Source organism: Frigoribacterium sp. VKM Ac-1396, assembly GCF_015350895.1.
GTDB lineage: Bacteria > Actinomycetota > Actinomycetes > Actinomycetales > Microbacteriaceae > Frigoribacterium.
On record NZ_JADKSD010000001.1, the window covers coordinates 304,048 to 329,634 of the forward strand.

Annotated in this window: 27 protein-coding genes; 15 read left to right on the forward strand and 12 right to left on the reverse strand. The window is 72.1% G+C overall.

The window, feature by feature from the left end:
* The first annotated feature begins 24 nt into the window (after positions 1-24).
* From ITJ55_RS01480 to ITJ55_RS01500, 5 genes are all read left to right on the forward strand, one after another.
* Positions 25-1,290 carry a glycosyltransferase family 4 protein gene (locus ITJ55_RS01480; protein WP_194593799.1) on the forward strand — a complete coding sequence of 422 codons (1,266 nt, stop codon included), beginning with the start codon at positions 25-27 and terminating at the stop codon, positions 1,288-1,290.
* Positions 1,287-2,093, forward strand: a complete 807-nt coding sequence (locus ITJ55_RS01485) for a CDP-alcohol phosphatidyltransferase family protein (protein ID WP_370543956.1) — start codon at positions 1,287-1,289, stop codon at positions 2,091-2,093. Before ITJ55_RS01480 ends, ITJ55_RS01485 begins: the two co-directional genes overlap by 4 nt.
* Complete coding sequence (locus tag ITJ55_RS01490; RefSeq protein ID WP_194593800.1) at positions 2,090-3,541, forward strand: hypothetical protein; 1,452 nt, start codon at positions 2,090-2,092, stop codon at positions 3,539-3,541. The genes ITJ55_RS01485 and ITJ55_RS01490 overlap by 4 nt, the downstream gene beginning before the upstream one ends.
* A gap of 47 nt (positions 3,542-3,588) precedes the next feature.
* The gene (locus tag ITJ55_RS01495; protein WP_194594688.1) at positions 3,589-4,122 is read left to right on the forward strand and encodes an adenylyltransferase/cytidyltransferase family protein; all 534 of its coding nucleotides are present in this window, start codon (positions 3,589-3,591) and stop codon (positions 4,120-4,122) included.
* 92 nt (positions 4,123-4,214) lie between these two features.
* The gene (locus tag ITJ55_RS01500; protein WP_194593801.1) at positions 4,215-4,769 is read left to right on the forward strand and encodes a hypothetical protein; all 555 of its coding nucleotides are present in this window, start codon (positions 4,215-4,217) and stop codon (positions 4,767-4,769) included.
* Here the strand turns inward: ITJ55_RS01500 and ITJ55_RS01505 are convergent.
* From ITJ55_RS01505 to ITJ55_RS01520, 4 genes are all read right to left on the reverse strand, one after another.
* Positions 4,718-4,972, reverse strand: coding sequence for a hypothetical protein (locus ITJ55_RS01505; protein ID WP_194593802.1), 255 nt, complete (start codon positions 4,970-4,972; stop codon positions 4,718-4,720). The two genes, ITJ55_RS01500 and ITJ55_RS01505, sit on opposite strands and share 52 nt — an antisense overlap.
* An 18-nt stretch (positions 4,973-4,990) precedes the next feature.
* A complete protein-coding gene (locus tag ITJ55_RS01510; protein ID WP_194594689.1) occupies positions 4,991-6,772 on the reverse strand; it encodes a DEAD/DEAH box helicase in 1,782 nt (593 codons plus the stop codon).
* Positions 6,773-6,858: 86 nt separating this feature from the next.
* Positions 6,859-8,142, reverse strand: coding sequence for a DNA polymerase IV (locus ITJ55_RS01515; protein WP_194593803.1), 1,284 nt, complete (start codon positions 8,140-8,142; stop codon positions 6,859-6,861).
* Positions 8,143-8,230: 88 nt separating this feature from the next.
* Entirely contained in the window at positions 8,231-9,436 is a 1,206-nt protein-coding gene (locus ITJ55_RS01520) for an acyl-CoA dehydrogenase family protein (protein ID WP_370543957.1), read from the reverse strand.
* A 22-nt stretch (positions 9,437-9,458) separates the two neighbouring features.
* Here ITJ55_RS01520 and ITJ55_RS01525 point away from each other — a divergent pair, with 22 nt between their 5' ends.
* Entirely contained in the window at positions 9,459-10,247 is a 789-nt protein-coding gene (locus ITJ55_RS01525) for an SGNH/GDSL hydrolase family protein (RefSeq protein WP_194593805.1), read from the forward strand.
* Between the two features lie 39 nt (positions 10,248-10,286).
* Here the strand turns inward: ITJ55_RS01525 and ITJ55_RS01530 are convergent, their stop codons facing one another.
* Both ITJ55_RS01530 and ITJ55_RS01535 read right to left on the reverse strand, forming a co-directional pair.
* Positions 10,287-11,465, reverse strand: coding sequence for a D-alanyl-D-alanine carboxypeptidase (locus ITJ55_RS01530; protein ID WP_194593806.1), 1,179 nt, complete (start codon positions 11,463-11,465; stop codon positions 10,287-10,289).
* Positions 11,466-11,512: 47 nt separating this feature from the next.
* On the reverse strand, positions 11,513-12,340 hold the full coding sequence (locus tag ITJ55_RS01535) for an RNA methyltransferase (protein WP_194593807.1): 828 nt from the start codon (positions 12,338-12,340) through the stop codon (positions 11,513-11,515).
* A gap of 106 nt (positions 12,341-12,446) precedes the next feature.
* On the opposite strand from ITJ55_RS01535, the gene ITJ55_RS01540 reads away from it, so the two are divergent.
* Positions 12,447-13,289 carry an NAD-dependent protein deacetylase gene (locus ITJ55_RS01540; RefSeq protein ID WP_056256237.1) on the forward strand — a complete coding sequence of 281 codons (843 nt, stop codon included), beginning with the start codon at positions 12,447-12,449 and terminating at the stop codon, positions 13,287-13,289.
* Between the two features lie 28 nt (positions 13,290-13,317).
* A complete protein-coding gene (locus ITJ55_RS01545; protein ID WP_194593808.1) occupies positions 13,318-13,965 on the forward strand; it encodes a histidine phosphatase family protein in 648 nt (215 codons plus the stop codon).
* Positions 13,966-14,035: 70 nt separating this feature from the next.
* Here ITJ55_RS01545 and ITJ55_RS01550 read toward each other — a convergent pair whose 3' ends face one another.
* On the reverse strand, positions 14,036-15,124 hold the full coding sequence (locus ITJ55_RS01550; protein ID WP_194593809.1) for a glycosyltransferase family 1 protein: 1,089 nt from the start codon (positions 15,122-15,124) through the stop codon (positions 14,036-14,038).
* A complete protein-coding gene (locus ITJ55_RS01555; RefSeq protein WP_370543958.1) occupies positions 15,121-16,026 on the reverse strand; it encodes an alpha/beta fold hydrolase in 906 nt (301 codons plus the stop codon). Before ITJ55_RS01555 ends, ITJ55_RS01550 begins: the two co-directional genes overlap by 4 nt.
* Positions 16,027-16,096: 70 nt before the next feature.
* Between ITJ55_RS01555 and treS the strand changes: the two genes are divergently transcribed.
* On the forward strand, positions 16,097-17,836 hold the full coding sequence (gene treS / locus ITJ55_RS01560) for a maltose alpha-D-glucosyltransferase (protein ID WP_194593810.1): 1,740 nt from the start codon (positions 16,097-16,099) through the stop codon (positions 17,834-17,836).
* Between the two features lie 54 nt (positions 17,837-17,890).
* Positions 17,891-18,613 carry a 3'-5' exonuclease gene (locus tag ITJ55_RS01565; protein WP_194594691.1) on the forward strand — a complete coding sequence of 241 codons (723 nt, stop codon included), beginning with the start codon at positions 17,891-17,893 and terminating at the stop codon, positions 18,611-18,613.
* 186 nt (positions 18,614-18,799) lie between these two features.
* Here the strand turns inward: ITJ55_RS01565 and ITJ55_RS01570 are convergent, their stop codons facing one another.
* The 3 genes from ITJ55_RS01570 to glgA form a co-directional block, all read right to left on the reverse strand.
* Positions 18,800-19,048 (reverse strand): type B 50S ribosomal protein L31, encoded by a 249-nt coding sequence (locus ITJ55_RS01570; protein WP_194593811.1) that lies wholly within the window; start codon positions 19,046-19,048, stop codon positions 18,800-18,802.
* Positions 19,049-19,166: 118 nt separating this feature from the next.
* Complete coding sequence (locus ITJ55_RS01575; protein WP_194593812.1) at positions 19,167-19,952, reverse strand: ABC transporter ATP-binding protein; 786 nt, start codon at positions 19,950-19,952, stop codon at positions 19,167-19,169.
* A 10-nt stretch (positions 19,953-19,962) separates the two neighbouring features.
* Positions 19,963-21,147: a glycogen synthase gene (gene glgA / locus ITJ55_RS01580; RefSeq protein ID WP_056258158.1), complete on the reverse strand. Its 1,185-nt coding sequence runs from the start codon at positions 21,145-21,147 to the stop codon at positions 19,963-19,965.
* Between the two features lie 47 nt (positions 21,148-21,194).
* On the opposite strand from glgA, the gene ITJ55_RS01585 reads away from it, so the two are divergent.
* Together ITJ55_RS01585 and serB are read left to right on the forward strand one after the other, a co-directional pair.
* Positions 21,195-22,436, forward strand: coding sequence for a glucose-1-phosphate adenylyltransferase (locus tag ITJ55_RS01585; RefSeq protein ID WP_056256261.1), 1,242 nt, complete (start codon positions 21,195-21,197; stop codon positions 22,434-22,436).
* A gap of 53 nt (positions 22,437-22,489) precedes the next feature.
* Positions 22,490-23,128, forward strand: coding sequence for a phosphoserine phosphatase SerB (gene serB / locus ITJ55_RS01590; RefSeq protein WP_194593813.1), 639 nt, complete (start codon positions 22,490-22,492; stop codon positions 23,126-23,128).
* A 59-nt stretch (positions 23,129-23,187) separates the two neighbouring features.
* Here the strand turns inward: serB and fabG are convergent, their stop codons facing one another.
* On the reverse strand, positions 23,188-23,898 hold the full coding sequence (gene fabG / locus ITJ55_RS01595; RefSeq protein WP_194593814.1) for a 3-oxoacyl-ACP reductase FabG: 711 nt from the start codon (positions 23,896-23,898) through the stop codon (positions 23,188-23,190).
* Between the two features lie 204 nt (positions 23,899-24,102).
* Here fabG and ITJ55_RS15845 point away from each other — a divergent pair, with 204 nt between their 5' ends.
* From ITJ55_RS15845 to ITJ55_RS01610, 3 genes are read left to right on the forward strand one after another with little or no spacing between them, the layout of a single operon-like run.
* On the forward strand, positions 24,103-24,501 hold the full coding sequence (locus ITJ55_RS15845; RefSeq protein WP_370543959.1) for a DUF3099 domain-containing protein: 399 nt from the start codon (positions 24,103-24,105) through the stop codon (positions 24,499-24,501).
* The gene (locus ITJ55_RS01605; protein ID WP_194593815.1) at positions 24,501-24,737 is read left to right on the forward strand and encodes a hypothetical protein; all 237 of its coding nucleotides are present in this window, start codon (positions 24,501-24,503) and stop codon (positions 24,735-24,737) included. The genes ITJ55_RS15845 and ITJ55_RS01605 overlap by 1 nt, the downstream gene beginning before the upstream one ends.
* A complete protein-coding gene (locus ITJ55_RS01610) occupies positions 24,734-25,585 on the forward strand; it encodes an SURF1 family protein (protein ID WP_194593816.1) in 852 nt (283 codons plus the stop codon). The genes ITJ55_RS01605 and ITJ55_RS01610 overlap by 4 nt, the downstream gene beginning before the upstream one ends.
* Positions 25,586-25,587 lie beyond the last annotated feature (2 nt).

Sequence of the window (25,587 nt, forward strand, 5' to 3'; positions counted from 1 at the left end):
GCTCACGACGACAGGGGAGAGAGCATGTCGATCGACATCAGGCACTACCAGGACCGCGAGGCGTCACCCGCGACGCCGTCCGCCACCGAGACCACGCACGAGGCCGTCCGCCCGGGTGCCGACCTGCCCGAGTTGCCCCGCCGCCGGCGGGGCTCGCGTCGCAGCAAGGTGTTGCTCGTCCACTCGTCCGACGAGATGTACGGCTCCGACCGGATCGTCGTCGAGGTGGTCGGCGAACTGGCCGCCCGCGACGATCTCGACGTGACCGTGTGGCTGCCCTCCGACGTCGCCGTGGGCCCGCTGGGTCCGAGGCTGCGCGAGCTGGGAGCCCGCGTCGAACGGACGCCGTTGCCGATCCTGCGCCGCACGCGCCTCGGGCCGCTCGGGCTCGTCCGCCTGGCTCGCGACGCGGTGCGCACGGCACTGCGCCTGTCGGGTCGGCACTTCGACCTGGTCTACTGCGCGACGAGCGCCTGCCTCGTCGTCGCCCCCGTCGCGCGAGCGATGGGCGTCCGGCGCATCGTCGGCCACCTCCAGGAGCCGTGGAGCGACGGCGACCGGCGCGGACTCCGCCCGCTCGCCCGGGCCTGCACCTCGCTCGTGGCCGTCTCCCGGTCGGTGCTCGACTCCTCAGGCCTGTCGGACGACCCCCGTGCCGTGGTCGTGCACAACGGCGTGTCCGACCGCTCGGTCGACGCGATCGAGCGGGTGGCGGATCGCGCTCCCCACTACGTCGTCGCCAGTCGCTGGAACGGGCACAAGGGTCACGCGACCCTGCTGACGGCGTGGAACGCCGCCGGGTGCCCCGGCCAGCTCGTCGTGCTCGGTGGTCCGCCCGCGGTGGGCTCCGCCGTCGACGTGCCCGGGCTCGTGGCCGCGATCGTCTCGCGGCCCGAGACCGTGACCGTCGTGGGCGAGGTCGCCGACGCGTCACCGTACCTCCGTGACGCCGACGCGGTCATCCTCCCGACCGACACCCTCGAGGGGTTCGGACTCGTCACGCTCGAGGCGTTCAGCCAGGGCCGGCCCGTGATCGCGAGCCGATCGGGTGGGCCTGAGGAGGTCGTCGACGAGGGGCGGACCGGCTGGCTGTTCGATCGCCGCGACGTCGACGGCCTCAGTGCCATCCTCGCGTCCCTGGACGTCGAGACCCTCGCCGAGGCGGGCCGCCACGCCCGTGAGGCCTACGTCCAACGGTTCACGCCGGAGCGCATGCGTCGTCGCATCGGGGCGGTCGTCACCCGCGAGCTGCACACGGCCGACGTCGACTCGTTGGCGGTGGCCTCGTGACCGGCCCGTCGTCGACGGCCGAGTCGTCCCTCGGCACGCCCGTCCGGAGCACCGTGCCGCGGGCCGTGCGCCCCGCCATGGCCGCGCTGGCGTCCGCGCAGAAGCCGTCCACGGGCGCCCCCGCCTACTCGCGCTTCGTCAACCGTCGCCTCGGGCGCTGGGCGGCCGCGGTCGCCTACACCCTGGGGGCGACGCCCAACCAGGTCACCGCCCTCAGCGCCGCGTGCACCTTCGCCGGCATCGCGGTGATCGCCCTCGTGCCGTCCGGCATCGGCACGGCCCTGGCCGTCGTCCTGCTGCTGGTCGTGGGCTACGCGCTCGACTCCGCGGACGGACAGCTCGCCCGACTCCGCGGCGGTGGCAGCCCGGCCGGCGAATGGCTCGACCACGTCATCGACGCCACCAAGATCGCGGTGCTCCACCTCGCGGTGTTCGCGTCGTGGCTGCGCGAACCCGAGGGTCGGGAGGCGCTCCTCGCCGTCCCGCTCGTCTACCAGGTCGTCGCGACGGTGGCGTTCTTCGCCATCGTGCTCACCGACCAGCTGCGCCGTGCCGAGGCGGCCAAGACGGGCGTCGCCGCGCCCGTGGGCCGTCGGACCGGACTCCTGTACTCGCTCGCCGTGGTGCCGACCGACTACGGCCTCATGTGCCTGGCGTTCGTCCTGCTGGCGTGGCCGCCGGCCTTCACCGTGGTCTACGTCGCCCTGCTCGTCGCGAACGCCGCGTACCTCGTGCTGGCGCTGCCCAAGTGGTTCCGCGAACTGCGGGCCGTGACGCCCTCGCCGTCCGGGACGAGGCCGTGACGTCGGGTCCAGGACCGCGCGCCGTCGTCGGCGGCCTCGGCCGGGCGATCTCCCGTCACGCGGCCCTCGTCGGCGTGGCGGCACTCCTCGGCGTGGCGGCCGGCACCGGCGCGGCACAGCTCGCACCGACCGGCTGGAGCGCCGACGCCACGCTGCTCGTCCGGGTCGAGTCCCCCGGCTCCGGCCTCGCCGCCAGGAGCCAGTTCGCCCAGCAGCGGGTGTCGTCGTACGCCGAGCTCGGGACCAGCACCGAGGTGCTCGCCCCGGTGGCGGCCGACCTGGGCGTCCCGGTCGACGCCCTCGCGGAGCGGGTCTCGGTCGTCAACCCCGACGACACGGCGGTCCTGCGCGTCCACGCGACCGCAGCGACCCCCGAGGCGGCCTCGGCGCTGGCCGACGACGTGGCGGAGAGCCTGTCGGCGGTCGTGGACCGCGTCGAGTCCCGGTCCGGTGCCGGCGGCCAGACCGTCGCCCTCGACCTCTCGTCCCCCGCGAGCGTCCCCACGACCCCGGACGAGCCCGGTCTCGTCCTCACCGTCCTGTCGGGTCTGCTGGCGGGTCTCGCCGTGGGACTGGCCGCCGCCCTCGTCCTGGCCAGGGCGCGACCGACCGTCGACACCGTCGACGACGTCCGCCGCCTCACCGGCCTCCCGGTCGTCGGTCAGCTGCCCGGGACGCTCCGTCACGACGACGACTCGGGCAGGGGCGCCTCGTCGGCACGCACCCGCACGGCCCTCCGCGAGGTCGTGCAGAACACGCGCGCCCTCTGCGGTGGATCGTCGCCCTCGACGCTCCTCCTGGCTCGGACCGACTCCGTCCGCGAGGCGGTGGGCGTCGACGGCGGTCTCGCCCGCGCGGTCGTCGAACTCGGTGCCACCTGCGCCCTGGTCCAGTCGGACTTCGACGCCCGCACCCTCGCGCGTCCGTCCACGGTGCCCGACGGGGCCGTCCCCGAGGAGGTCGAAGGCGACCGACACGGGTACGACCGCGTCCCCGTGCCGGACGGCGTCGTGGCGTCGTCGCGGCACCACGTCCGCACCGGGACGCAAGCCTTCTTCACGGCGCTCCGCGAGGACTACGACGTCGCCGTCGTCCAGGCCTCGAGCGAGTCCCACCCCCTGTCGCTCCGCAGCGTCACGGCGGAGGCCGACGGCGTCCTGCTCGTGGTGCGCTCGGGCGTCACGACCGTCGAGTCGCTGCGCAGCCTCAGCGCCGAGTTGCTCAGCCTCGACGTCGAGCCCGTCGGGGTGGTGATGACGGGCGTGCCCCCCTGGCGGCGCGTCCTCGTGCGGGCCACCTGGCTCGACGGCGACGTCCGGGCCGTGCCCGAGCAGTCCCCGCCGTCGTTCAGCATCGCCGACCTGGTCGACCACGCCGGAGCGCCCGCGCCCGGCCGGCCGTTCCCGGACCTGCCTCGGCAGCGTCGACGGCCCGGCACCCGATCGTGACCCCGTTCACCCCCCACCCCGACGAGAGGACCACACCCGTGGACGTCATCACCTCCCCCACCCCCGGCACCGATCCCGTCGAGGCGTCGACCACCCGAGGAGGCGCCGGTCGCGTCGGTTACGCCGCCGGCGCCTTCGACCTGTTCCACATCGGGCACCTCAACCTGCTGAGGCACGCGTCCGCGCAGTGCGACCACCTGATCGCGGGTGTCGTGTCCGACGAGATGCTGCAGGTCACGAAGGGCATCTCGCCCGTCGTGCCGCTCGCCGAGCGGCTCGAGATCGTCCGGCACATCGACGTCGTCGACGACGTGCACGCCGAGATGGTCCCCGACAAGATGGACGTCTGGCGCGAGCTGCGGTTCGACGTCTTCTTCAAGGGTGACGACTGGCGCGGCACCGAGAAGGGCTTGCGGCTCGAGCGGGAGTTCGGCGCGGTCGGCGTCGAGGTCGTGTACTTCCCGTACACGATGAGCACCTCGAGCACGGTCCTGCGCCGGGCCCTCCGGGCACTCTCGGGTGCCGGCGGGCAGGGAGCCGAGCAGGCTCCCGCCGCCGAGTCGGTCCGCCTCCAGGGCTGACCGGTCCTCCCCACCCCCGACGCGCCGGGCGGTGCGGAGGTCGCCCTGGGGACAACCCCGTCGAGGGGGGCCCCGGCCACGACGATCGAGCCATGACAACCTCCTCCGTCCTCGACGTCCCCTTCCGCGCCTCCGTCGTCACGCCCGGGGCACCCGGCGTCGCCGACGCGGCGTCGGTCGCCGATCCCCACCGCCCGGTGCGCGGCGTCGCCGACCTCGTCCGACACGTCGGGGCGATCGTCCCCGCGGCGGTCCGTCGGCAGCTCTGGACGCTGTTCTTCGACTCGGACGACGTCGCACTCCCGCTCATGGTGCCCCTCGAGGGGGTGCCCGTCACGCCGGACGTCGCCGCCGTCGAGCACTACGCCGACGCCCTCGACGCGGTGGCCTCCGAGTTCGGGGCGGCCTCGGTGGCGTTCGTCCTCGAGCGTCCGGGGCCGTCGGCGTCGTCCCCGTCCGACGACCGGTGGGCGGACGCTCTGTCCGGCCTCGGTCGGCACCGGGCCTTCGAGGTGCGCCCCGTGCTGCTGTGCGCCGACGCCGGGGTGTCTGTGCTCGGCCAGACGTCGGCCCGACCGCCCCGTGGCGAGCGCCCTCAGGCGTCCTCGAGCCCGGTCCGCCTGGCCGACATCGTGCGCCTGCCCTGACCGCGCTCACGATCGGCCGAGCGCCACCAGGCGGTCTCGGCGAGGTCGACGGACGTGTAGACGCCGAGCCGGACCGGTTCGGCGTCGGTCGGACTCCACCTGCTGAGGCGGTAACCCCCGCCGAATCGTTCGATCACGGCTTCGGGTGCCCCCTCGGCGTCGACACGCACGGTCCACCGGCCGGGGGCGGTCTCGTCGAGCATCGGTCGATCGTACCCGCGTCAGGCGCGTTGACCGAGACGACCGCGCAGGACGTCGATGCGCTTCTGGATCTGCTCGGTGCTGGCCTGCGCGACCGACGGGCCGCCGCTCACCCGCCGCAGTTCGGCGTGGATCAACCCGTGTGGTTCGTTCGAGTGGCGCGACCAGATCGACACGAGCCGGCTGAGCTCTTGACGTTGTTCTTTGATCGTCTGGTAGAGCGGGCGGTCCTCGTCGCGGGGAGCGGTCGTCGGCAGGCCGGTCTTCGGAGCACGCCGAGCCTGCGTGGCCTGGCGTTGCCGCAGCAGGTCTCGCACCTGGTCCGGCTCGAGCAGCCCCGGGATGCCGATGAAGTCGAGTTCTTCGAGGCTGCCGATCTCGCCGCCCGTGCCGAACTCGCCGCCGTCGTAGAGCACCCGGTCGAACGACGCCTGCGAGTCGAGGGCCTCGAAGGGCTGCTGCTCGAGCAGGCTCGACGCCTTCTCGTCGCGGTTGGCCGCCGCCATCATGTCTTCTTCAGGAGCGAACAGGCCGTCGTCGGCGTCGGTGGGACGATCGAGGGCGTGGTCTCGCTGCAGCTCGAGCTGGTTGGCGAGGGCCATCAGGCTGGGCACGCTCGGCAAGAAGATCGAGGCGGTCTCACCCCGACGGCGGGCCCGCACGAAGCGCCCGACCACCTGGGCGAAGAAGAGGGGCGTCGACGCGGACGTGGCGTACACCCCGACCGCCAGTCGGGGCACGTCCACGCCCTCGGAGACCATGCGCACCGCGACCATCCAGCGGCTGTCGCCGTCCGAGAACGCCTGGATGCGGTCGGAGGCCGCCTTCTCGTCACTGAGGACGACCGTGGGGCGCTCGCCCGTGATCTTCTGCAGGACGGCCGCGTACTGACGCGCCGCGGTGTGGTCGGTGGCGATGACGAGTCCCCCGGCGTCGGGAACGCCCCGTCGTACCTCGGTCAGGCGCTTGTCGGCGGCCGACAGCACGGCGGGGATCCAGTCGCCCTGCGGAGACAGGGCCGTCCGCCAGGCCTGCGCCGTGATGTCTTTCGTGACGGCCTCGCCGAGGGAGGCGCTCATCTCGTCGCCCATGCGGGTGCGCCAGCGCATCTGCCCTGCGTACGCCATGAACAGGACGGGTCGCACGACGCCGTCGGCGAGGGCACGACCGTAGCCGTAGGCGTAGTCGGCCCGGGAGGTGCGGATGCCGTGCTCGTCGGGCGCGTACTGGACGAACGGGATGGGTGCGGTGTCGGATCGGAACGGCGTACCCGTCAGCGACAGTCGTCGCGTCGCCCCCGAGTAGGCCTCGCGGATGCCGTCGCCCCAGCTGAGTGCGTCGCCGCCGTGGTGCACCTCGTCGAGGATGACGAGCGTGCGTCCGGCCGTCGTGATCGCCTTGTGGACCTCGGGCTTCATGCCGACCTGCGCGTACGTGACGGCGATGCCGTGATAGTGCCGACCGAAGGTGCCGTCGGCGTTCTTGAACATCGGGTCGAGACGGAGGTTGACCCGGTCGGCGGCATCCGCCCACTGGCGTTTGAGGTGCTCGGTCGGCGCCACGACGACGACCCGGTCGATCTCGCCCCGGGACAGCAGTTCGGTCGCGAGCCGCAGGGCGAAGGTGGTCTTGCCGGCGCCGGGCGTGGCCGCCGCGAGGAAGTCCTTCGGCGAGGTCGAGAAGTACAGCTCGAGGGCCTCGGCCTGCCAGGCCCGCAGCTTGCTCGCGGTGCCCCAGGCAGCGCGTTCGGGGAACGCCGGCGAGAGGTGCTCGGCCGCCGAGTTGCCCGCGGAGACGCCCACGTCGAGCGGGTCGGTCGGGATGCCCCCGAGGTGCTGGTCACCCCCGGTGGGGTCGGATGCGTTGGCGGTGCTCACTCGAACCGAGTTTACCCTCGACCGGCGTCGCCGCCGGACGCCTCGGCGGGGCCGCGGCCGTCGGCACCGGGTCGACGACGGGTCGCGCCGAGCAACGAGGCGGGCGTCAGCATCGACGACCCGAACCGCGCGCGGAGGGCGTCCATGGTCGACTCGGCCTCACGCCAGTCGGCGTCGTCGTCCCAGAGGCCGAGCGAGTCACCACCGGCCCCCTCGCTGAGCTGCTCGACCCGCACGCCGACGAGCCGGATGCGCTCGTGTTGCTTGCCGGTGGCCTCGTAGAGCGAGCGCACCTCGTCGTAGATGCGCCGCCCGAGGTCGGTCGGGTCGGCGAGCGTGCGGGAGCGCGTGATGGTGACGAAGTCCGTGGTGCGCAGCTTGAGCACGACCGTCCGACCGCTGACCCCGGCGGCGCGCAGGCGCACGGCGACCTTGTCGCTCAGCCGCAGCAGTTCACGCCGGACCACGTCGGGGTCGACGACGTCGCTGGCGAAGGTGTTCTCGTTGCCGACGCTCTTCTCGACCGACTCGGTGTGCACACTGCGGGGGTCGCGGCCCCAGGCCAGGTCGTGCAGCTTGGCGCCGGCCGCCGGCCCCACGGCGTGCACGAGCATGTCGAGCGGAGCCGAGGCGACGTCGCCGACCGTCCTGAGGCCCCGGTCGAGCAGGACCTGTTCGGTCTTGCCGCCGACGCCCCAGAGGGCGCTGATCGGACGCGGGTGCAAGAACGCGAGCGTGTGGCGGTGCGGGACGAGCAGCAGCCCGTCGGGCTTGGCGACGCTCGACGCCAGCTTCGCCACGAACTTCGTCGACGCCGCGCCGATGCTGCAGTGCAGGCCGGTCTCGGCGTGCACCCGGCGCCGCAGGGCGGTCGCGATCTCGTACGGGGAGCCCATCAGGCGGATCGAGCCGCTGACGTCGAGGAACGCCTCGTCGATGCCGAGGCGTTCGACCAGGGGCGTGACGTCGTCGAACATCGACATGACGCGCGAGGACCAGTGCTGGTACTTCTCGAAGTGCGGTTCGAGCACGACGGCCTGCGGGCAGCGCCGCAGGGCGATCGCCATCGGCATCGCCGAGTTGACGCCGTACTTGCGGGCCTCGTACGTCGCGGCCGTGACGACCGACCGGTCGGATCGGTGCCCGATGACCACGGGTCGACCCCGCAGCTCGGGGTGGTCGAGCAGTTCGACGGAGGCGAAGAAGGCGTCCATGTCGACGTGGAAGATCGGCGCGGTCGCGTCGTCGGTCGGCACCGTGGTGACGAGCCGCCCGCTGCCGTCTTGTTTGCTCACCGGAGCATCTTCACACGCGCCGCCGACATCGGCGCCGTCCGGGCCCGGCCGTCGCGTGCCGGCCGTCTCACCCGCGTCGACGCGGGCGTCAGGACGACGCCGGCCCCAGCAGCGCGGCGGCGATCGTCGCGTGCGCCGAGTCGGTGCTCGAGGGGTGGAACCGCCCGGCCAGGACGTCCCGCTGCAGGCGACCGAGCTCGGACGACGACCGGTACGACCCGCCCCCGGCCACGGTCACGGCCTGCTCGACCACGGCGCGGGCCGTCTCGGTGGAGCGGGTCTTCAGCCCGACCACGAGCCGTGGCCAGTCCGTCCCGTGGTCGACCAGGTCGTCCACGTCGCGGGCGATGCGGTCGATTTGGGGCTCGAGCCCGTCGACGGCCAGCCCCGCGTCGGCGACGCGCCAGCGGACGACCGGGTCGAGAGCCCGGGCCGCTCCCCCGGCCCGCCGCGAGGTCGACGCCTGCGCCGACTCGACCGCGAGCTCGAGTGCCCGGCGCGCGATCCCCCGGTAGACCGCGGCGATCGTCGTCTCGAACACCGCGAAGACGGCGAACACGAGGGGGTCGGCGCTCGGCCCGACGGGCAGGCGACGGACGATCCGTGAGGCGGGCACCTCGACGCCCGTCAGCCGGGTGGTGTGGCTCTGGGTGGCCCGCATGCCGATCGTGTCCCAGTCGTCGAGCGAGGCGTGGCCGGGTTGGTCGCGGTGGACGAAGCCGTGGACGAGGGCCGGCGAGGTCGGGTCGGAGTCGTCGCGGCCGAACACGCCGAGGCGCGTCCAGACCGGCGAGAGCGACGTGGACACCTTCGTGCCGGTGAACCGGTACCCGCCGTCCCCCGTGGGCACGGCGGAGGTCACCGAGTCGAACAGCACGAGGTCGTTGCCGGGCTCGCTGACCCCGAAGGCGAAGACCTCGTCGTGGGCGGCGTCCTCGACCACGAGGTCGAGCGAGTCGTCACCCCGGGCGTGCAGCACCGCGGCGCAGCCGGTCCAGACCAGGTGCATGTTCACCGCCAGCGCCGTCGCCGGGGCCGCGGTGGCGAGCCGGGACTGCAGGGACGCGACCTGTTCGAGTCCGAGACCCGCGCCTCCCCGGTCGGTCGGGACGAAGGCCCGCAGGTAGCCGCGCTCGCGCAGCTCGGCCAGGTCGGCGTGCGGGAACGTGTTGTCGCGGTCGTGGCCCGCGGCCCGGTCGCGGAACCGCCCGAGCAGGTCGTCGGGCAGCAGGTCGACCGGCGACCAGGAGGCGCGGGTCGGGTCGGACGCGGGGGCGGGCTTCGGTGCGGGCACGCGTCGAGAGTAGTTTGGTCGCATGAGTCAGCAACACCCGTGGTCCCGTTACGTCGCCATCGGCGACTCGTTCACCGAGGGGATCGGCGACCCCGAAGAGCGCTCGCCCGGGGGCCACCGGGGCTGGGCCGACCGCACGGCCGAGGTGCTCGGCGCCTCGACCGACGACTTCGCGTACGCCAACCTCGCCGTGCGGGGCCGGCTGCTGCAGCAGATCATCGACGAGCAGTCCGAGGCCGCCCTCGCCCTGCGCCCCGACCTCGTCACGGTCTCGGCCGGGGGCAACGACATCATCCGCCCGGGCACCGACCCGGACGAGGTCGCCGCGGGCTTCGAGGGTCTCGTGGCACGCCTGCGCTCCGACGGCGCGACCGTCGTGGTCTTCACGGGGCCCGACATCGGTCTCACGCCCGTGCTCGGCCGCCTGCGGGGCAAGGTCGCGATCTACAACGAGCACGTCCACGCCATCGCCCTGCGACACGACGCCGTCGTCGCCGACATGTGGGCCTTGCGTCAGCTGGTCGACCCGCGCATGTGGGCGCCCGACCGGTTGCACTTCAGTCCCCTCGGCCACCACACGATCGCCCGCATGGTGCTGCAGGCGCTGGCCGTCGAGAACGACCTCGAGCCCTACGACCCCGAGCCGCTCGAGCGGCGCCCCTGGCGGATGGCCCGGGCCGACGACATGGGGTGGGCTCGCGAGTACCTGGTGCCGTGGGTGGTCCGTCGCATCCGCCACCAGTCGTCGGGCGACCTCATCCGGGCCAAGCGACCCGACGCCGTCACGATGCTGCACCGCGACGCGCCCTGAGTCGTCACGCCGCGAGGGTCGAGTCGCCCACGACGGACCTCAGAACACCTCGTCCGGGTGCGTCAGCCGCCACCAGGCCCCCGGTTCGGCGATCGTCGCGTCGAGTTCGAGCGGCACGACGTGTCGTTCGCCGTCGACCGTGAAGGTCACCTGACCCACCCGGCTGCCGGCCGCGGCCGCTCCCACGTCGTCCGTCTCGACCGAGGCCTCGACGGTCTCGTCGCCCCAGACCAGCACGCTCGCGTCCTCGGCGGCGACCGCCCGGGCGCCGTCGCCCCAGGGCAGCTCGTAGCCGGCGAAGGCGTCGCCGCGGCTGGCCAGCGTGACGGTCTGGAACCGGTCGGCGACGCTGGCGAGCAGCGCCTGCACGTCGCGGTCGAGCGAGTCGTGGTCGACCCCGCCGAGCATGGCGCCGACGACGGTGACCTGCTGTCCGCCGACGGTGTAGTCCGCGGCGAAGAGCAGGCAGGCGCCCGCCTCGTCGAGCGTGCCGGTCTTGATGCCGACCACGCCGTCGAGGCCGAGCAGTTCGTTGCTGTTGCTGATCTCGCCGATGCCCGGCACCGTGGCCGTCGTGGTGGCGACGGTGCGGGCGACGTCGGGGTCGGCCAGAGCGAGTCGCCCGAGGGCGACGAGGTCGGTCGAGGTGCTCGTGTTCTGCGGTGAGAGCCCGGTGGGTTCGACGAGGGTGGTCGAGCCGAGGTCGTGCTCGGCCAGCCACGCGCGCGCTGCCTCGACGAACGCCTGGTCGCTGCCGAAGGCCCACCGCGCCAACACCTCGGCGTAGTTGTTGGCCGACTCGATCAGCATCACCTCGAGCACCTGACGCTCGGTGAGGGACTGCCCGGCCGCCATGGGCGCCACCTTGCCGTTCCGGGCCCGGTACGAGTCGACCAGTGCGGCCTCGGCCGGGCCGAAGGTCAGCGTCGGGCCGTCGCCCCCGTCGAGGGGCTTCTCGTCGAGCACGACGAGGGCCGTCACCACCTTGCTGATGCTCGCGATCGGACGAGGGAGTTCGTCGCCGCTCGTCGTGAGGCTGTCGTCCCAGCCGACCGCCTCCACGGCGGTGGCGCCGTAACCGGGGAAGCTCAGGTCGGTGCTCCGCTCGGCCGGCGCGGTGTACGCGGCCACGTCCGCCGCGGCCGGGGCCAGCGGGCTGAGCAGCGTCAAGGGGACGTACCCGCCGACCGCGACGACGAGCGCGAGCAGCGCGATCACGCCCACGCGCCTCCGGACGGCCCCCGGGCGCCGACGTCCGACGCGGGTCACGAGGCCACCGCCGCCCCGTCGGTCGGCACCCGCAGGGCCCACAGGGCCACCGCCGAGGCCGCGGCCACGTTGAGGCTGTCGACGCCGTGCAGCATCGGGATGGTGACGACCGTGTCGGCGGCCTGCAGCGCCGCCCGGCTGAGGCCGTCGCCCTCGGTGCCGAGCAGCAGGGCGACCCGTTCAGGAGGCGCGGCCGCGTAGGCGTCGAGGGTCACCGCGTCGTCGCTCAGCGCCAGGGCCGCCACCTCGAAGCCCGCCTCGCGCAGCAGCGCGGCACCGGACGGCCACTCGGGCAGGCGCGTCCACGGCACCTGCAGGACGGTGCCCATGCTCACGCGCACGCTGCGGCGGTACAGCGGGTCGGCGCACCGCGGGGTGATCAGGACGGCGTCGGCCCCCAGGCCCGCGACGGCCCGGAAGATCGCCCCGACGTTGGTGTGGTCGACGATGTCCTCGAGCACGACGACCCGGCGGGCGCCCTGCAGGACCGACGCGACCGACGGCAGCTCGGGTCGGTGCATCGCGGCGAGGGCGCCGCGGTGGAGGTGGTAGCCGGTCAACGTCTCGAGCAGGGCGGCCTCGCCGACGAAGATCTCGCCGTCGTGGTCGGCGACCAGCGGCTCGATGTCGGCCAGCCAGCGGTCGGTCATCAGCACCGACCGGGGCACGTGGCCCGCCCGGAGCGCCCGCTCGATGACCTTCGTCGACTCGGCGATGTACAGCCCGCCCTCGGGCTCGGACACGCGTCGGAGCGCGACGTCGGTGAGCCGGTTGTAGTCGGCCAGGGCCTCGTGGTCGAGGTCGGTGATGCGGGTGACGTGCACGGTGCTCCACGGGGGACGGCCCCGGCGGACCGCGGGCGGCCGGCGGAATCGAATCGGAGGGGGACGCGTTTAGGCTAGCGTCACCGCACCCGAAGGAGTCCCACCCGTGTCGAACGCCCCCGCGGCCCCCACCGACGAGCAGGCCCTCGAGGCCGCGGTCGAGGCCCTCCGCGGGCGCCGCGTGGCCGTGCTCACCGGGGCCGGCGTCAGCACCGACTCGGGCATCCCCGACTACCGGGGCGCCGGGGCTCCCCCGCGCAACCCCATGACGTTCCAGCAGTTCCTCTCGAGCGAGACCTACCGCAAGCGCTACTGGGCCGGCAGCCACCTCGGCTGGAAGTCCTTCCGCGCCGCCGGGCCCAACGAGGGGCACCGGGCCCTGGCCCGGCTCGAGGCCGCGGGCGTGACGAACGGCGTGATCACCCAGAACGTCGACAACCTGCACGTGCGTGCCGGCTCGCGTCGCGTCGTCGACCTGCACGGCACCGTCGACCGGGTGGTGTGCCTCACCTGCGGGCAGGCCTTCGCCCGCGACATGGTCGCGGCGCGCCTCGCCGCCGAGAACCCCTGGATCGACGAGCCCGACCAGGTGCGGCTCGCGCCCGACGGCGACGTCGAGGTGCACGACATCGACGCCTTCGTCGTGCCGACCTGCACGGTCTGCGGCGGGCTGCTGAAGCCCGACGTCGTCTTCTTCGGCGAGTTCGTGCCCACCGAGCGCTTCGCCGAGGCGCGGTCGATGGTGGTCGGAGCCGAGGCCCTGCTCGTCGCCGGGTCGTCGCTGGTGGTCAACAGCGGCATCCGGCTGCTCGACCAGGCGACGCGTCGCAAGCTGCCCGTCGTGGTGCTCAACCGCGGTGCGACCAAGGGTGACTCGCGCGCCACGGTTAAGCTGGACGCCGGCACGTCGGAGACCCTGGCTGCCCTGGCCGAGCACCTGGGCGCGTAGCCTCCGGGGCCGCCCCACCGGAGGAACGATGACGCTCTTGTACCTGGTCCGCCACGGCGAGACCGACTGGAACCGCGCCCGTCGCATCCAGGGCTCCACCGACATCCCGTTGAACGACCTCGGGCGATCCCAGGCCCGCGAGGCCGGTGACCTCCTCGCGCGTCGCCGCTTCGACGCCGTCGTCGCGAGCCCCCTGTCGCGGGCCGCCGAGACCGGTTCGATCATCGCCGGGCGCCTGGGCCTCGCCGCACCCGAGCTCGTCCGCGAGGTGGCCGAGCGACGCTACGGCGACGCCGAGGGCCTGACCGGCGAGCAGGTCGAGGCGAGGTTCCCGCACGGCACGCCGGTGCCCGGACGCGAGAGTCGCGGTGCCCTGGTCGCCCGGGTGCTGCCCGCGCTGGCCGCGATCGCCGCCCGGCACGGTGCCGACGCGTCCGTCGTGGTCGCCACGCACGGCGCCGTCATCCGTGCGGTGGTCAACCACGTCTCCCCCGACACCGACGCGCACCTCGGCGTGCCGATCCGCAACGGGTCGGTGCACTCGTTCGAGTTCGCCGGCGACGCCCTCGTCCTGCGCGAGTTCGACGACCCGATCGAGGTCGAGTCCGAGCGCCCCGGCACCTTCGACTTCGACTACCAGAACGCGCTCGAGCGCGACGGCTCCGACCAGGCGTGACCGTCCCGGCGTGACCGTCCGGGCGGCGACCGGCGCGGCAGGCCCGCCGTCGTGGCAGGCCTGCCGCGCGCTACCGTCCGCTCGACCGGTGCCGGTGGCTGCCTGCCGCCGCGACGTCCGCCAGCGTGCGCAGCAGCACGTCGGCCGAATCGCGCCAGCTGAAGCGGGCGGCCTGCTCGATCGACGCGGCCGAGCGCGCCTCCCACTCGCGCTCGAGGCGGCGGACCGCCCCGGCGATCGACGCGGGCGACGACGGGTCGAAGTACAGGGCGGCCGTGCCTCCGATCTCGCGGAAGATCGGGATGTCGCTGACGACCGCGGGCGTGCCGAGCGCCATGCCCTCGACGAGCGGGATGCCGAACCCTTCGGCGCGCGACGCCGTCACGACGGCCGTCGCACCGAGCAGCGCCTCGCGGTACTCGTCGTCGCTCGCCCCGTCGTGGAACACCAGCGAGCCGGCGGGCGTCACGGCCTCCAAGGAGGCGCGCTCGGCCTCGGACACCCGGCTCATCAGGTGCAGTCGGTAGCCGTCGAGCAACGGCAGTGCCCTGGCCAGCGTGGCCACGTTCTTGTACGGCATGAACGAGCCCATGTAGACGAGGTCCCGGTGTTCGGGTGCCCGGCGGGGCGTCGCGCCGTCGACCGGGTCGGCGGCGTTGTACACGACCGTCACGGGTCGCCGGGTCAGCCGGTGGCGTCGCATCTCGTCGCGCGTGGTGCGGCTCACGGTCACGATCGCGTCGGCCCGGTCGAGCAGCACCCGCTGCGGCCACCACGCCAGGTGGTAGAGCCGCCAGAGCAGCCTGATCGGCAGCGCGAACTCGGGTGGGGGCGTGCGGTTCGTGTAGTAGATCAGGTCGTGCAGGGTGAGCACGAGCGGGTAGCGACGCCCGAACGAGCCCATCGTCTGCATCGGCGACCAGACCACGTCGGGCCGCAGCCGGTTCACCTGGAGCGCCACGAGCGGCTCACGGACGCTCGTCGGCGAACTGACGAGCAGGTGCGGCTGGTCGGGCAGCTTGTCGAGCTGCCGCGGGTCGCTGACGAGCATCGTCACCTCGTGACGCTCGGCCACCGCCCGGACGACCCCGGCGCTGAACCGGCTGATGCCGTCGTGGCGTCCGACCCGCACGTACCGGCAGTCGACGACGATCCTCATCGGACGAACGCCTCGATCGCCGCGGCCGCCTGGCGGGGCTTCTCGTAGTGGATCAGGTGGCCGACCCCCTCGATGACGTCGAGGGTCGCGTCGGGGAAGACCGCCCGCAGCCGGTGCTGCGCGGGCAGGGCCGTGATGTCGTCGCGGTCGGCGGCGACCAGCAGCGTGGGCACGGTGACGCGCGCCGCGTACGTGCTCACGTCGCTCGACACGGAGGCTCGGAAGGCGTCGAGCACGACGCGACGGTCCGAGAAGCGCGAGAAGTAGCTGTCGTGCTGGTCGTGGATCCACCGACGCAGCGACCGGTCGTGCGTCTTGACCATCGCGAGGCTGGTGATCCGCGTCACGGCGGCGTTCTGAAGCACCTGCTGGCCGGCGCGCTCGGGCAGGGCCGCTCCGGCCCAGTAGTAGAAGACGGCCAGGCGCGTCACCACGCCGCGAGGCCCCTGCAGGGCAGGCGCGGCGATCGGGTTGACCAGCACCAGCCGGGAGGCGCGGAGCCCGTCGGCCACCGCGGCCGACGTGACGATCGAGCCGAACGAGTGCCCCAGCACCACGACGTCGTCACCGAGCGAGAGGGCCGCCACGAAGGCGGTCAGCCAGCGGGCGTAGGCCGCGACGCTGTGCTCGCCGTCGAGTGGGGTGGACTCGCCGAAGCCCGGCAGGTCGGGCATCACCACCCGGGCGTGCTCGAGGTGCGCCACGACCGGTTCGAGGCCGTGGTGGTCGCCGCGGAAGCCGTGGACCGCGACGATCGTCACCCGCGCCTCCTGGCCCTCGGGGGGCTCGTAGGTCCAGTACCGGGTGGTGCTGCCGGCGACCTCGACGACGTCGTCGCGCACCGGTCGGGCGTCGAGGCGGGCACGGTACGGCGACTTCACGCGCGGGGGTCGGACGATCACGCGCCCGAGTCTACGAGCGACGCGCTGATCGGAGTGCGCGCCCCACGGCGTCCGCCCGTAGGGTGGGCGCGTGAGCTTCACTGCCCCGATCCAGCAGCCCGGACTGACCCTCGACCCCAACTGGCACCGCCGCGCGGTGTTCTACGAGGTGATGGTGCGGTCGTTCGTCGACAGCAACGGCGACGGGGCGGGTGACCTCCAGGGGCTGCTCACCCGGCTCGACTACCTGCAGTGGCTCGGCGTCGACGCCCTCTGGCTTCCGCCGTTCTTCCAGTCGCCCCTGCGTGACGGTGGCTACGACATCCAGGACTACAAGGCGATCCTGCCCGAGTTCGGCACGCTCGACGAGTTCCGCGACCTGGTGACCAAGTCGCACGAGCGCAACATGCGCATCGTCATCGACATGGTGCTGAACCACACGAGCGATCAGCACGAGTGGTTCCAGCAGAGTCGAGAAGACCCCGACGGCCCGTACGGCGACTTCTACGTCTGGCGCGACACCGACGACGAGTACTCGAACATCCGCGTCATCTTCGTCGACACCGAAGAGAGCAACTGGACCTTCGACCCGGTGCGACGTCAGTTCTTCTTCCACCGCTTCTTCTCGCACCAGCCCGACCTCAACTTCGAGAACCCCGCCGTGCAAGAGGCCGTGTTCGACGTCGTCCGCCACTGGCTGGCGATGGGCGTCGACGGGCTCCGGCTCGACGCGATCCCGTACCTCTTCGAGACCGAAGAGGGCAACGGCGAGGGCGAACCCGCGACCCACGACTTCATCAAGCGGCTGCGCACGATGGTCGACGAGGAGTTCCCCGGTCGCGTGCTCATCGCCGAGGCGAACCAGTGGCCCGCCGAGACGGCGGCCTTCTTCGGCACCGAGGACGAGCCCGAGTGCCACATGGCGTTCGACTTCCCGGTCATGCCGCGCATCTTCTACTCGCTGCGCGCCCAGAGCGCCGACGAGCTGAAGCGCATCCTGTCCGAGACCACCGAGGTGCCGCCGGGGGCCGCCTGGGCCGTCTTCCTCCGCAACCACGACGAGCTCACCCTCGAGATGGTGAGCGAGGAGTACCGCCAGGCCATGTACGGCTGGTACGCCTACGACCCGCGCATGCGCTCCAACATCGGCATCCGACGTCGCCTCGCCCCTCTGCTCGACAACTCGCGCGCCGAGCTCGAGCTGGTGCACGCGTTGCTGTTCTCCCTGCCGGGCAGCCCGTTCCTCTACTACGGCGACGAGATCGGCATGGGCGACAACATCTGGTTGCCCGACCGCGACTCGTCTCGCACGCCCATGCAGTGGACGCCCGACCGCAACGCCGGCTTCTCGACGGCCGACCCGGGCAAGCTGTTCCTGCCGGTCGTGCAGTCGCTCGTCTACAACTACAACCTGGTCAACGTCGAGAGCCAGCTGGCGCAGTCCCGGTCGCTGTTGCACTGGGTGCGCAACGTCATCCACGTGCGCAAGGCCCACCCGACCTTCGGCCTCGGCACCCTCGAGGTGCTCGAGACGAATCAGGAGTCGGTGCTGTCGTTCGTCCGCTCGTACGAGGGGGCCGGCACGCAGTTCGGCGACTCCGCAGAAGACATCCTCTGCGTCTTCTCGTTCGGTCACAACCCGACCTCGGTCGACATCGTGGCTCCGCAGTTCGCCGGGCGCACGCTGTTCGACCTGTTCGGCGGGGCGCAGTTCCCGTCGTTCGACGACGAGGGCAAGGTCACGCTCACGCTCGGCACACAGGCGTTCTTCTGGCTGCACGTCGGCGACGTGCCCGTCGCGGCGGCGCCCGCTGTCGGTGGCGCCTCCTAAACTCGTGGCGTGACTGACACCGAGACGACCGGCACCGCTCCCGACCTCACGGCCGTGAGCGAACCGCCGGCCTCGTGGTGGCAGGCCCTTGGCGTCTTCGACCTCGAGACCACGGGCATCGACGTCGAGACGGCCCGCATCGTCACGGCGCACGTGGGTCTCATCGACGCCACGGGGGCGACCGTCGCGCACGGTGAGTGGCTGGCCGACCCGGGGGTCGAGATCCCCGAGCAGGCGAGCGCCGTGCACGGCATCTCGACCGAGCAGGCCCGCGCCGAGGGGCGACCGGCGGCCGAGGTCGTCGCCGAGATCGTCGCGGCCATCCGGGCCGTCTTCGCCCGGGGCGTGCCGCTCGTCGTCTACAACGCCCCCTACGACCTCACCTTGCTCGACCGCGAGGCCCGGCGCCACGGCGTCGAGCCCCTCGGCGAGGTGGGCGACATCGGCTGCGTCGTCGACCCGCTCGTCATCGACAAGGCGGTCGACACCTACCGCAAGGGCAAGCGCACCCTCGAGGCGGCGGCCGCCGTCTACGGCGTCTCCCTCGACGACGCCCACGACGCGGGGGCCGACGCCGTCGCCGCGGGGCGGGTCGCCCAGGCCATGGCCAAGCGGTACCCCGACCGGCTCGACGTCCCCGTGACCGAGCTGCACGACCTCCAGGTGGGGTGGTGCTCGACCCAGGCCGAGAGCTTCCAGCAGTACATGCGTCGGGCGAAAGACCCCACGTTCACGGCCCACGGCGACTGGCCGCACCGCCCGCTGCCGTTCGCCTGAACCGAGTGCCGCACCGCGCCTCCCGGGCTGCCGGTCAGGCCTGCCGAGGCGTGGCGTGCCGTCGGCACGGTTGCCGACGGCAGTCGTTCATGGGCCCCTGCCGATGCGCTACCTCACCGGTGCCGGGCATGCGAACGGGGCGACCCACCGAAGTGGACCGCCCCGTTCTGGCGCGTGAGCTGGTGCTTACTTGCCGAAGTTCTTGTAGCGCGAGTTGAACTTCTCGACGCGACCGGCCGAGTCGAGGATGCGCTGCTTGCCCGTGTAGAACGGGTGCGACTCGGACGAGATCTCGACGTCGATGACCGGGTAGGTCTCACCGTCGAGCTCGATGGTCTTGTCGCTGCTCGTCGTGGAGCGCGTGAGGAACGTGGCGCCCGACGCGAGGTCCCGGAAGACGATCGGCTTGTACTCGGGGTGGATGTCGGTCTTCATGATTGTCCTAGGTCTAGCGAACGAGTGATGATGGTGAGTTCAGGAGGCACGCGCAGCATCGCTGCGGACCAGCTGTCAACGATACCAGACCGAGGGCCCGGATCGTAGGAGGTGCGGCTCAGTCGGCCGCGCGCGCCGAGTACCGGCCGCCGTCGGACTCGACGTGCAACTCGAGGCCGAACGTGGCCCCGAGCGTCTCGGCCGTGACGACCTCGTCGAGCGGGCCGGCGGCGACGACCGACCCGCGGTCGAGCAGCAGGGCGTGCGTGAAACCCCGCGGGATCTCTTCGACGTGGTGGGTGACCATGACGATGGCCGGCGCCCCCTCGGACGACGCGTAGCCCGAGAGCATGCGGAGCAGCTCTTCGCGAGCACCGAGGTCGAGGCTGGCAGCGGGCTCGTCGAGCAGCAGCAGCTCGGGGTCGGTCATGACCGACCGGGCGATCTGCACGCGCTTCTGCTCGCCGTCGCTCAGCTCGCCGAAGGCCCGGTCGGACAGGTGGTCGAGCTGCCATTCTTCGAGCACCCGGTGGGCCCGGCGCACGTCGACGCCCTCGTACTCTTCGTTCCAGCGACCGGTGACCGAGTACGCCGCCGTCAGGACGACGTCGACGACCTTCTCCTTAGCGGGGATGCGTCGAGCGATCGCGGTCGAGGCGAACCCGATGCGGGTGCGCAACTCGAAGAGGTCGACGGAACCCAGGTCGCTGCCCAGGATGCTCGCCTGCCCGCTGGACGGGTGGCTCTGTGCCGCGGCCACCTGCAGCAGGCTCGTCTTGCCGGCGCCGTTCGGGCCGAGGACGACCCAGCGCTCGTCGGAGTCGACCGTCCAGGTCAGCTTGTCGACGACGGGAGTGCCGCCTCGGACGATCGAGACATCGGTGAGCTGCAGGACGGTAGGCATGCCGCTCAGCCTAGTTGAGCAGACCCTGGTAGATCCGCAGGGTCTGTTCGGCGATCCGTCCCCACGAGAACTCCTCTTCGGCACGCATGCGACCGGCCCGACCCATCAGGCGGGCGAGGGCCGGGTCGGAGACGACCTCGGTCAGCGTGGCCGCCAGGTCGGCGACGAAACGGTCGGGGTCGACGGGGGTGCCGGTGCCGTCCTGCACCTGCTCGAGGGGGACGATGCGGCCGGTGAGGCCGTCGGCCACGACCTCGGGGATTCCGCCGGTGTCGGAGCCCACGACGGGCACCCCGCACGCCATGGCCTCGAGGTTGACGATGCCGAGGGGCTCGTAGACCGAGGGGCAGACGAACGTGGTGGCCTGGCTGAGCACGGCGCTGAGCTGGTGGCGGGGCAGCACGGTGTCGATCCACACGACCCCGGTGCGCTCTTCTTGCAGCTCGCGGACGAGACCGGTTACCTCGGCCATGATCTCGGGGGTGTCCGGTGCGCCGGCGCAGAGCACGAGCTGCACGTCGGCGGGCAGGAGCTTCGCCGCCCGCAACAGGTACGGCAGGCCCTTCTGACGGGTGATCCGGCCGACGAAGACGACGGAGGGCCGGTCGGGGTCGATGCCCAGGCCGCGCACCAGTTCGGCGTCCTCGACGCGCTGCCAGCCGTCGAGGTCGATGCCGTTGTAGACGACCTCGACCTTGGACTCGTCGATCGAGGGGTACGAGCGCAGGATGTCGCGGCGCATGCCGTCGCTCACCGCGATGACGCGGTCGGCCGTCTCGTACGCCTGACGTTCGATCCAGCTCGAGACGCGGTAGCCGCCTCCGAGCTGTTCGGCCTTCCAGGGGCGGAGCGGCTCGAGGCTGTGGGCCGTCAGCACGTGCGGCACGCCGTGCAGCATCTGGGCGAGCTGGCCCGCCGCGTTGGCGTACCAGGTGTGGCTGTGGACGACGTCGGCTCCGGCGACGTCCTGCGCCATCGTGACGTCGACGCCGAGGGTCCGCAGGGTGGCGTTGGCCTGGTCGAGCTGGGGCAGGTCGGGGTAGCCGGTCGTGTCGGGCTCGGGGTCGACCTCACCGAAGGCGCGCACCTGCACCTCGACGCCCTGCCGCAGGGCCTTGACGAGCTCGACGACGTGGACGCCCGCGCCTCCGTAGACGTTGGGCGGGTATTCCTTGGTGATGACATCGACTCGCACGTCGTTCACCGTAGTCGTGCGGGCCCGAATCGTGCCATTCTGGCCCCATGGCATCAAAGAAGATCTTCGGCATCGTCCTGGCTGGTGGCGAGGGCAAGCGCCTGATGCCCCTGACCGCGGACCGCGCGAAGCCCGCAGTCCCGTTCGGTGGCAACTACCGTCTCATCGACTTCGCCCTGTCGAACCTGATCAACTCGGGTCTCCGGCAGATCGTCGTCCTGACCCAGTACAAGTCGCACAGCCTCGACCGCCACGTGTCGCAGACCTGGAGCATCGAGGGCCTCCTGGGCGCCTACGTGGCCTCGGTCCCGGCTCAGCAGCGGCTCGGCAAGCGATGGTTCGCCGGCAGCGCCGACGCCATCCTGCAGAGCCTGAACCTGCTGCGTGACGAGAAGCCCGACATCGTCGTGGTCGTGGGAGCCGACCACGTCTACCGCATGGACTTCTCCCAGATGATCGAGGCGCACATCGCCTCGGGCGCGGGGGTCACCGTGGCCGCGATCCGTCAGCCCATCTCGCTCGCCGACCAGTTCGGCGTCATCGAGGTCGACTCCGACGACCCGACCCGCATCGGGCGGTTCCTCGAGAAGCCCAAGGACGCGACGGGCCTGCCCGACTCCCCCGACGAGATCCTCGCCTCGATGGGCAACTACGTCTTCGACGCCGACGTCCTCATCGACGCCGTGCTGCGAGACGGCGAGAAGCCGGACTCCGACCACGACATGGGCGGCGACATCGTCCCCGACTTCGTCTCCCGTGGCGATGCGGCGGTCTACGACCTCAACCGCAACGAGGTCCCCGGCTCGACCGAGCGCGACCGGTACTACTGGCGTGACGTCGGCACCATCGACTCGTTCTACGACGCGCACCGCGACCTGATCTCGGCGCTGCCGATCTTCAACCTCTACAACACCGACTGGCCGATCTTCAGCCAGCAGCTCAACTCGCCGCCGGCGAAGTTCGTCCGCGACGGGCACGGCAACCTCGGCACGACGATCGACTCGATCGTCTCGCTCGGTTCGCTCCTGTCGGGTGCGCACGTCGAGCGCAGCGTGCTGGGCCCCTGGTGCACCCTCGACAGCGGTTCGCGCGTCGTCGACTCGGTCGTCTTCGAGCGGGCCCACGTCGGTCCGAACGCCGTCGTGAACCGCGCCATCCTCGACAAGGACGTCGTCATCGCGGCCGGCGCCTCGGTCGGCGTCGATCCCGAGGCCGACAGGGCTCGCGGTTTCACGGTCACGCCGTCCGGCATCACGGTGGTCGGCAAGGGAGTCCGGGTCGACCAGTAGCAGTCCGGAGTCACACGAGCGACGCGGTGCGTCGGCGGCCCTAGGCTGTCGGCGTGCCGCGTTTCCTCATCGTCCTCGACGTCGACTCCACCCTGATCGAGGACGAGGTGATCGAGCTGCTGGCCGACGCCGCGGGCTCTCGCGAACGTGTCTCCGACATCACCTCGAGGGCGATGGCCGGTGAACTCGACTTCGCGGCGAGCCTCGCCGAGCGCGTCGCCACCCTCGAAGGTCTCCCCGAGTCGGTCTTCGCCGACGTGCGGCAGCGTCTGACCCCGACCCGCGGGGCCAGCGCGCTGGTCGACGGCGTCCACGCCGCCGGCGGCCTCGTCGGCGTCGTGTCGGGCGGGTTCCACGAGACCCTCGACCCCCTGGCCGACGACCTCGGGCTGGACTTCCACCGGGCGAACCGGCTCGAACTGCTCGACGGCCGGTTGACCGGACGCGTCACCGGCCCGGTGGTCGACGCCCACGCGAAGGCCGACGCCCTCCGGGAGTGGGCCGAGGAGGCGCGGGTCGACCTCGCGCACACCGTCGCGGTCGGTGACGGGGCGAACGACCTCGAGATGATGGCCGTCGCCGCGCTCTCCGTGGCGTTCAACGCCAAGCCGACGGTCCGTCGACGGGCCGACGTGGTGGTCGGGACGAACGACCTGTCGCAGGTGCTGCCCCTGCTCGGGCTGCGGGGCTGAGCCGCCCGTCGGCCGGGCCGGCGTCGTGGGACGACCCGCGCCTCCTGCGGTCGGCGTCCCTAGTGGCCCATGCCGAGGCCGCCGTCGACGGGGATCACGGCGCCCGAGACGTAACCGGCGTCGTCGCCGGCGAGCCACGCGATGGCCTTCGCGACCTCGGCCGCCGTGCCGTACCGGCCGGCGGGGATGCTCTTCTTGTACTCGGCCTGCTGGGCCTCGGGCAGGACCGCCGTCATGTCGGTCTCGACGAACCCGGGGGCGACGACGTTGGCGGTGATGCCCCGGCCGCCGAGCTCGCGGGTGAGCGAGCGCGCGAAGCCGACGAGGCCGGCCTTCGACGCGGCGTAGTTCGCCTGACCAGGGCCGCCGTAGAGGCCGACGACGCTCGAGACGAGGACGATGCGGCCGAACCGGGCCTTGAGCATGCCCTTCGAGGCACGCTTGACGATGCGGAAGGCCCCGCCGAGGTTGGTGTCGACGACCGAGGTGAAGTCGTCCTCGGTCATGCGCATGAGCAGGCCGTCCTTGGTGATGCCGGCGTTCGCGACCACGACCTCGACCGGGCCGAGCTCGGCCTCGACGGTGCTGAAGGCCGCGTCGATCGACGCGGCGTCGGTCACGTCGGCGACGACCGTCAGGGTGCCCTCGGGGCCCTGGCCGCTGCGGGCCGTGACGGCGACGCGGTGGCCCTGGGCGACGAACTCCTCGGCGATGGCGAAGCCGATGCCTCGGTTGCCACCCGTGACGAGGACGGTGCGGGGCGTGGTCATGGTGGTCTCCTCGTGTGCGATCTCGACGGTCGCCGTCCGGGACGGCGGCGGGGACGGCGAACCTGTGATCGGCAGGCCGCCGACCAGCCTACTGTCGGACCCGGGTCTTAGGATCGGGACGGTCCCTCGGACGTCTGGTCCCCGAGATCGATCCGGCACCCGTCCGTGGTGCGTCCACCCCCTCCCGACATCGAGGTGTGCCCCGTGAAGGCCTCGAACACGATCACGTCCCTCCCGCCCTCCCCCACCGACGACCGGCACTCCCGCATGGTCAAGTACCTGGTGGCGATGGGCATCCGGTTGGTCTGCATCGCCCTCTGCTTCGTCTTCCCCCTCGGGTGGTGGACGCTGTTGCCGATCGTCGGTGCGGTCGTCATCCCCTACGTCGCCGTCGTGTTCGCCAACGTGGGCCACGAGTCCGGCGACGCCGTCGAGAGTCCGGGCGGCATCGAGGTGTACCGCGAGCCGCAGGCCCCGTTCCGGCCCACCGTCGTCGACGGCGACGCGGGGCCCGCGGGCCCGGCTCCTGCCGGTGACGACGTGCCCGACGGGTCCCCCGGTGAGGCTCCCGGCCAGGCGGGCTCCGATCGGAAGAGCGCCTGATGCTCGGCCTCGACCCCGCCGGCGTGCAGTGCTCTCGCGCCTCGTGTCGAGCCGAGGCACGGCATAATGTGCACTGGCGCAACCCGAAGATCCACGGCATCGACCGGGTCAAGGTGTGGTCGGCGTGCGACGAGCACGTGGACTTCCTGCGCGAGTTCCTCGAGGCACGTGACTTCCCGGTCGTCGTGACGGGGGTGTCAGAGGTCGTCGAACAGGTCGGAACGGAGGCGCGGTGACGAACATCCGCTTCGCCCTCTCGCGGAGGTGGCTGGGCTACTTCGCCGTCGCCGTCGTCTTCGCGATCGTCTGCGTGTTCCTCGCCCACTGGCAGTGGTCCCGGCACGACGAGAAGCTCGCGGTCGTCCACCAGATCGAGCAGACCTACGACGCCGACCCCGTCCCGCTCGCTCAGGCACTGCCCGACCTGTCGTCGTACGACGCCGCTCAAGAGTGGCAACCCGTCGAGATGACCGGCCGCTACCTCGCCGACGACGAACTCCTGGTGCGCAACAGGCCGCTCAACGGTCAACCGGGCTTCGAGGTCCTCGTGCCGTTCCGCACCACGCAGGGCGACGTCTTCGTCGTCGATCGCGGCTGGGTGCCGACCGGCAACGCCCAGGACTCCCCCGACGTCGTGCCCGCGCCTCCGTCGGGTGACGTCACCGTCGTGGCGCGCCTCAAGCCCGGTGAGCCGACCGTGGGCGACCGCACCGGCGTGCCGGGCACGAACCAGATCGCCACGATCCAGCTGAGCGAGGTCGAGTCACGGGTCGGGCAGCCGATCTATTCGGCTGCCTACGGCCTCATCGTCAGCGAGAGCCCTGCGACGGCGACGGCCCCGGTACCGTCGACGAAGCCCGAGGTCGACACCGGACTCAACCTGTCGTACTTCGTGCAGTGGCTGATGTTCGCCGTCGGGGCGTTCGGGTTCTTGTTCTACGTCTTCCGGCAGGAGTACCGCAACCAGAACGCCGACGACGAAGAACTCGTCGAGCGCGAGGCCGAACGGCAGCGCCGTCGCGATGCGCGACCGCGTCACGACAACGACGTCGAGGACGAGATCCTCGACGGCGTCCGCCGCTGAAG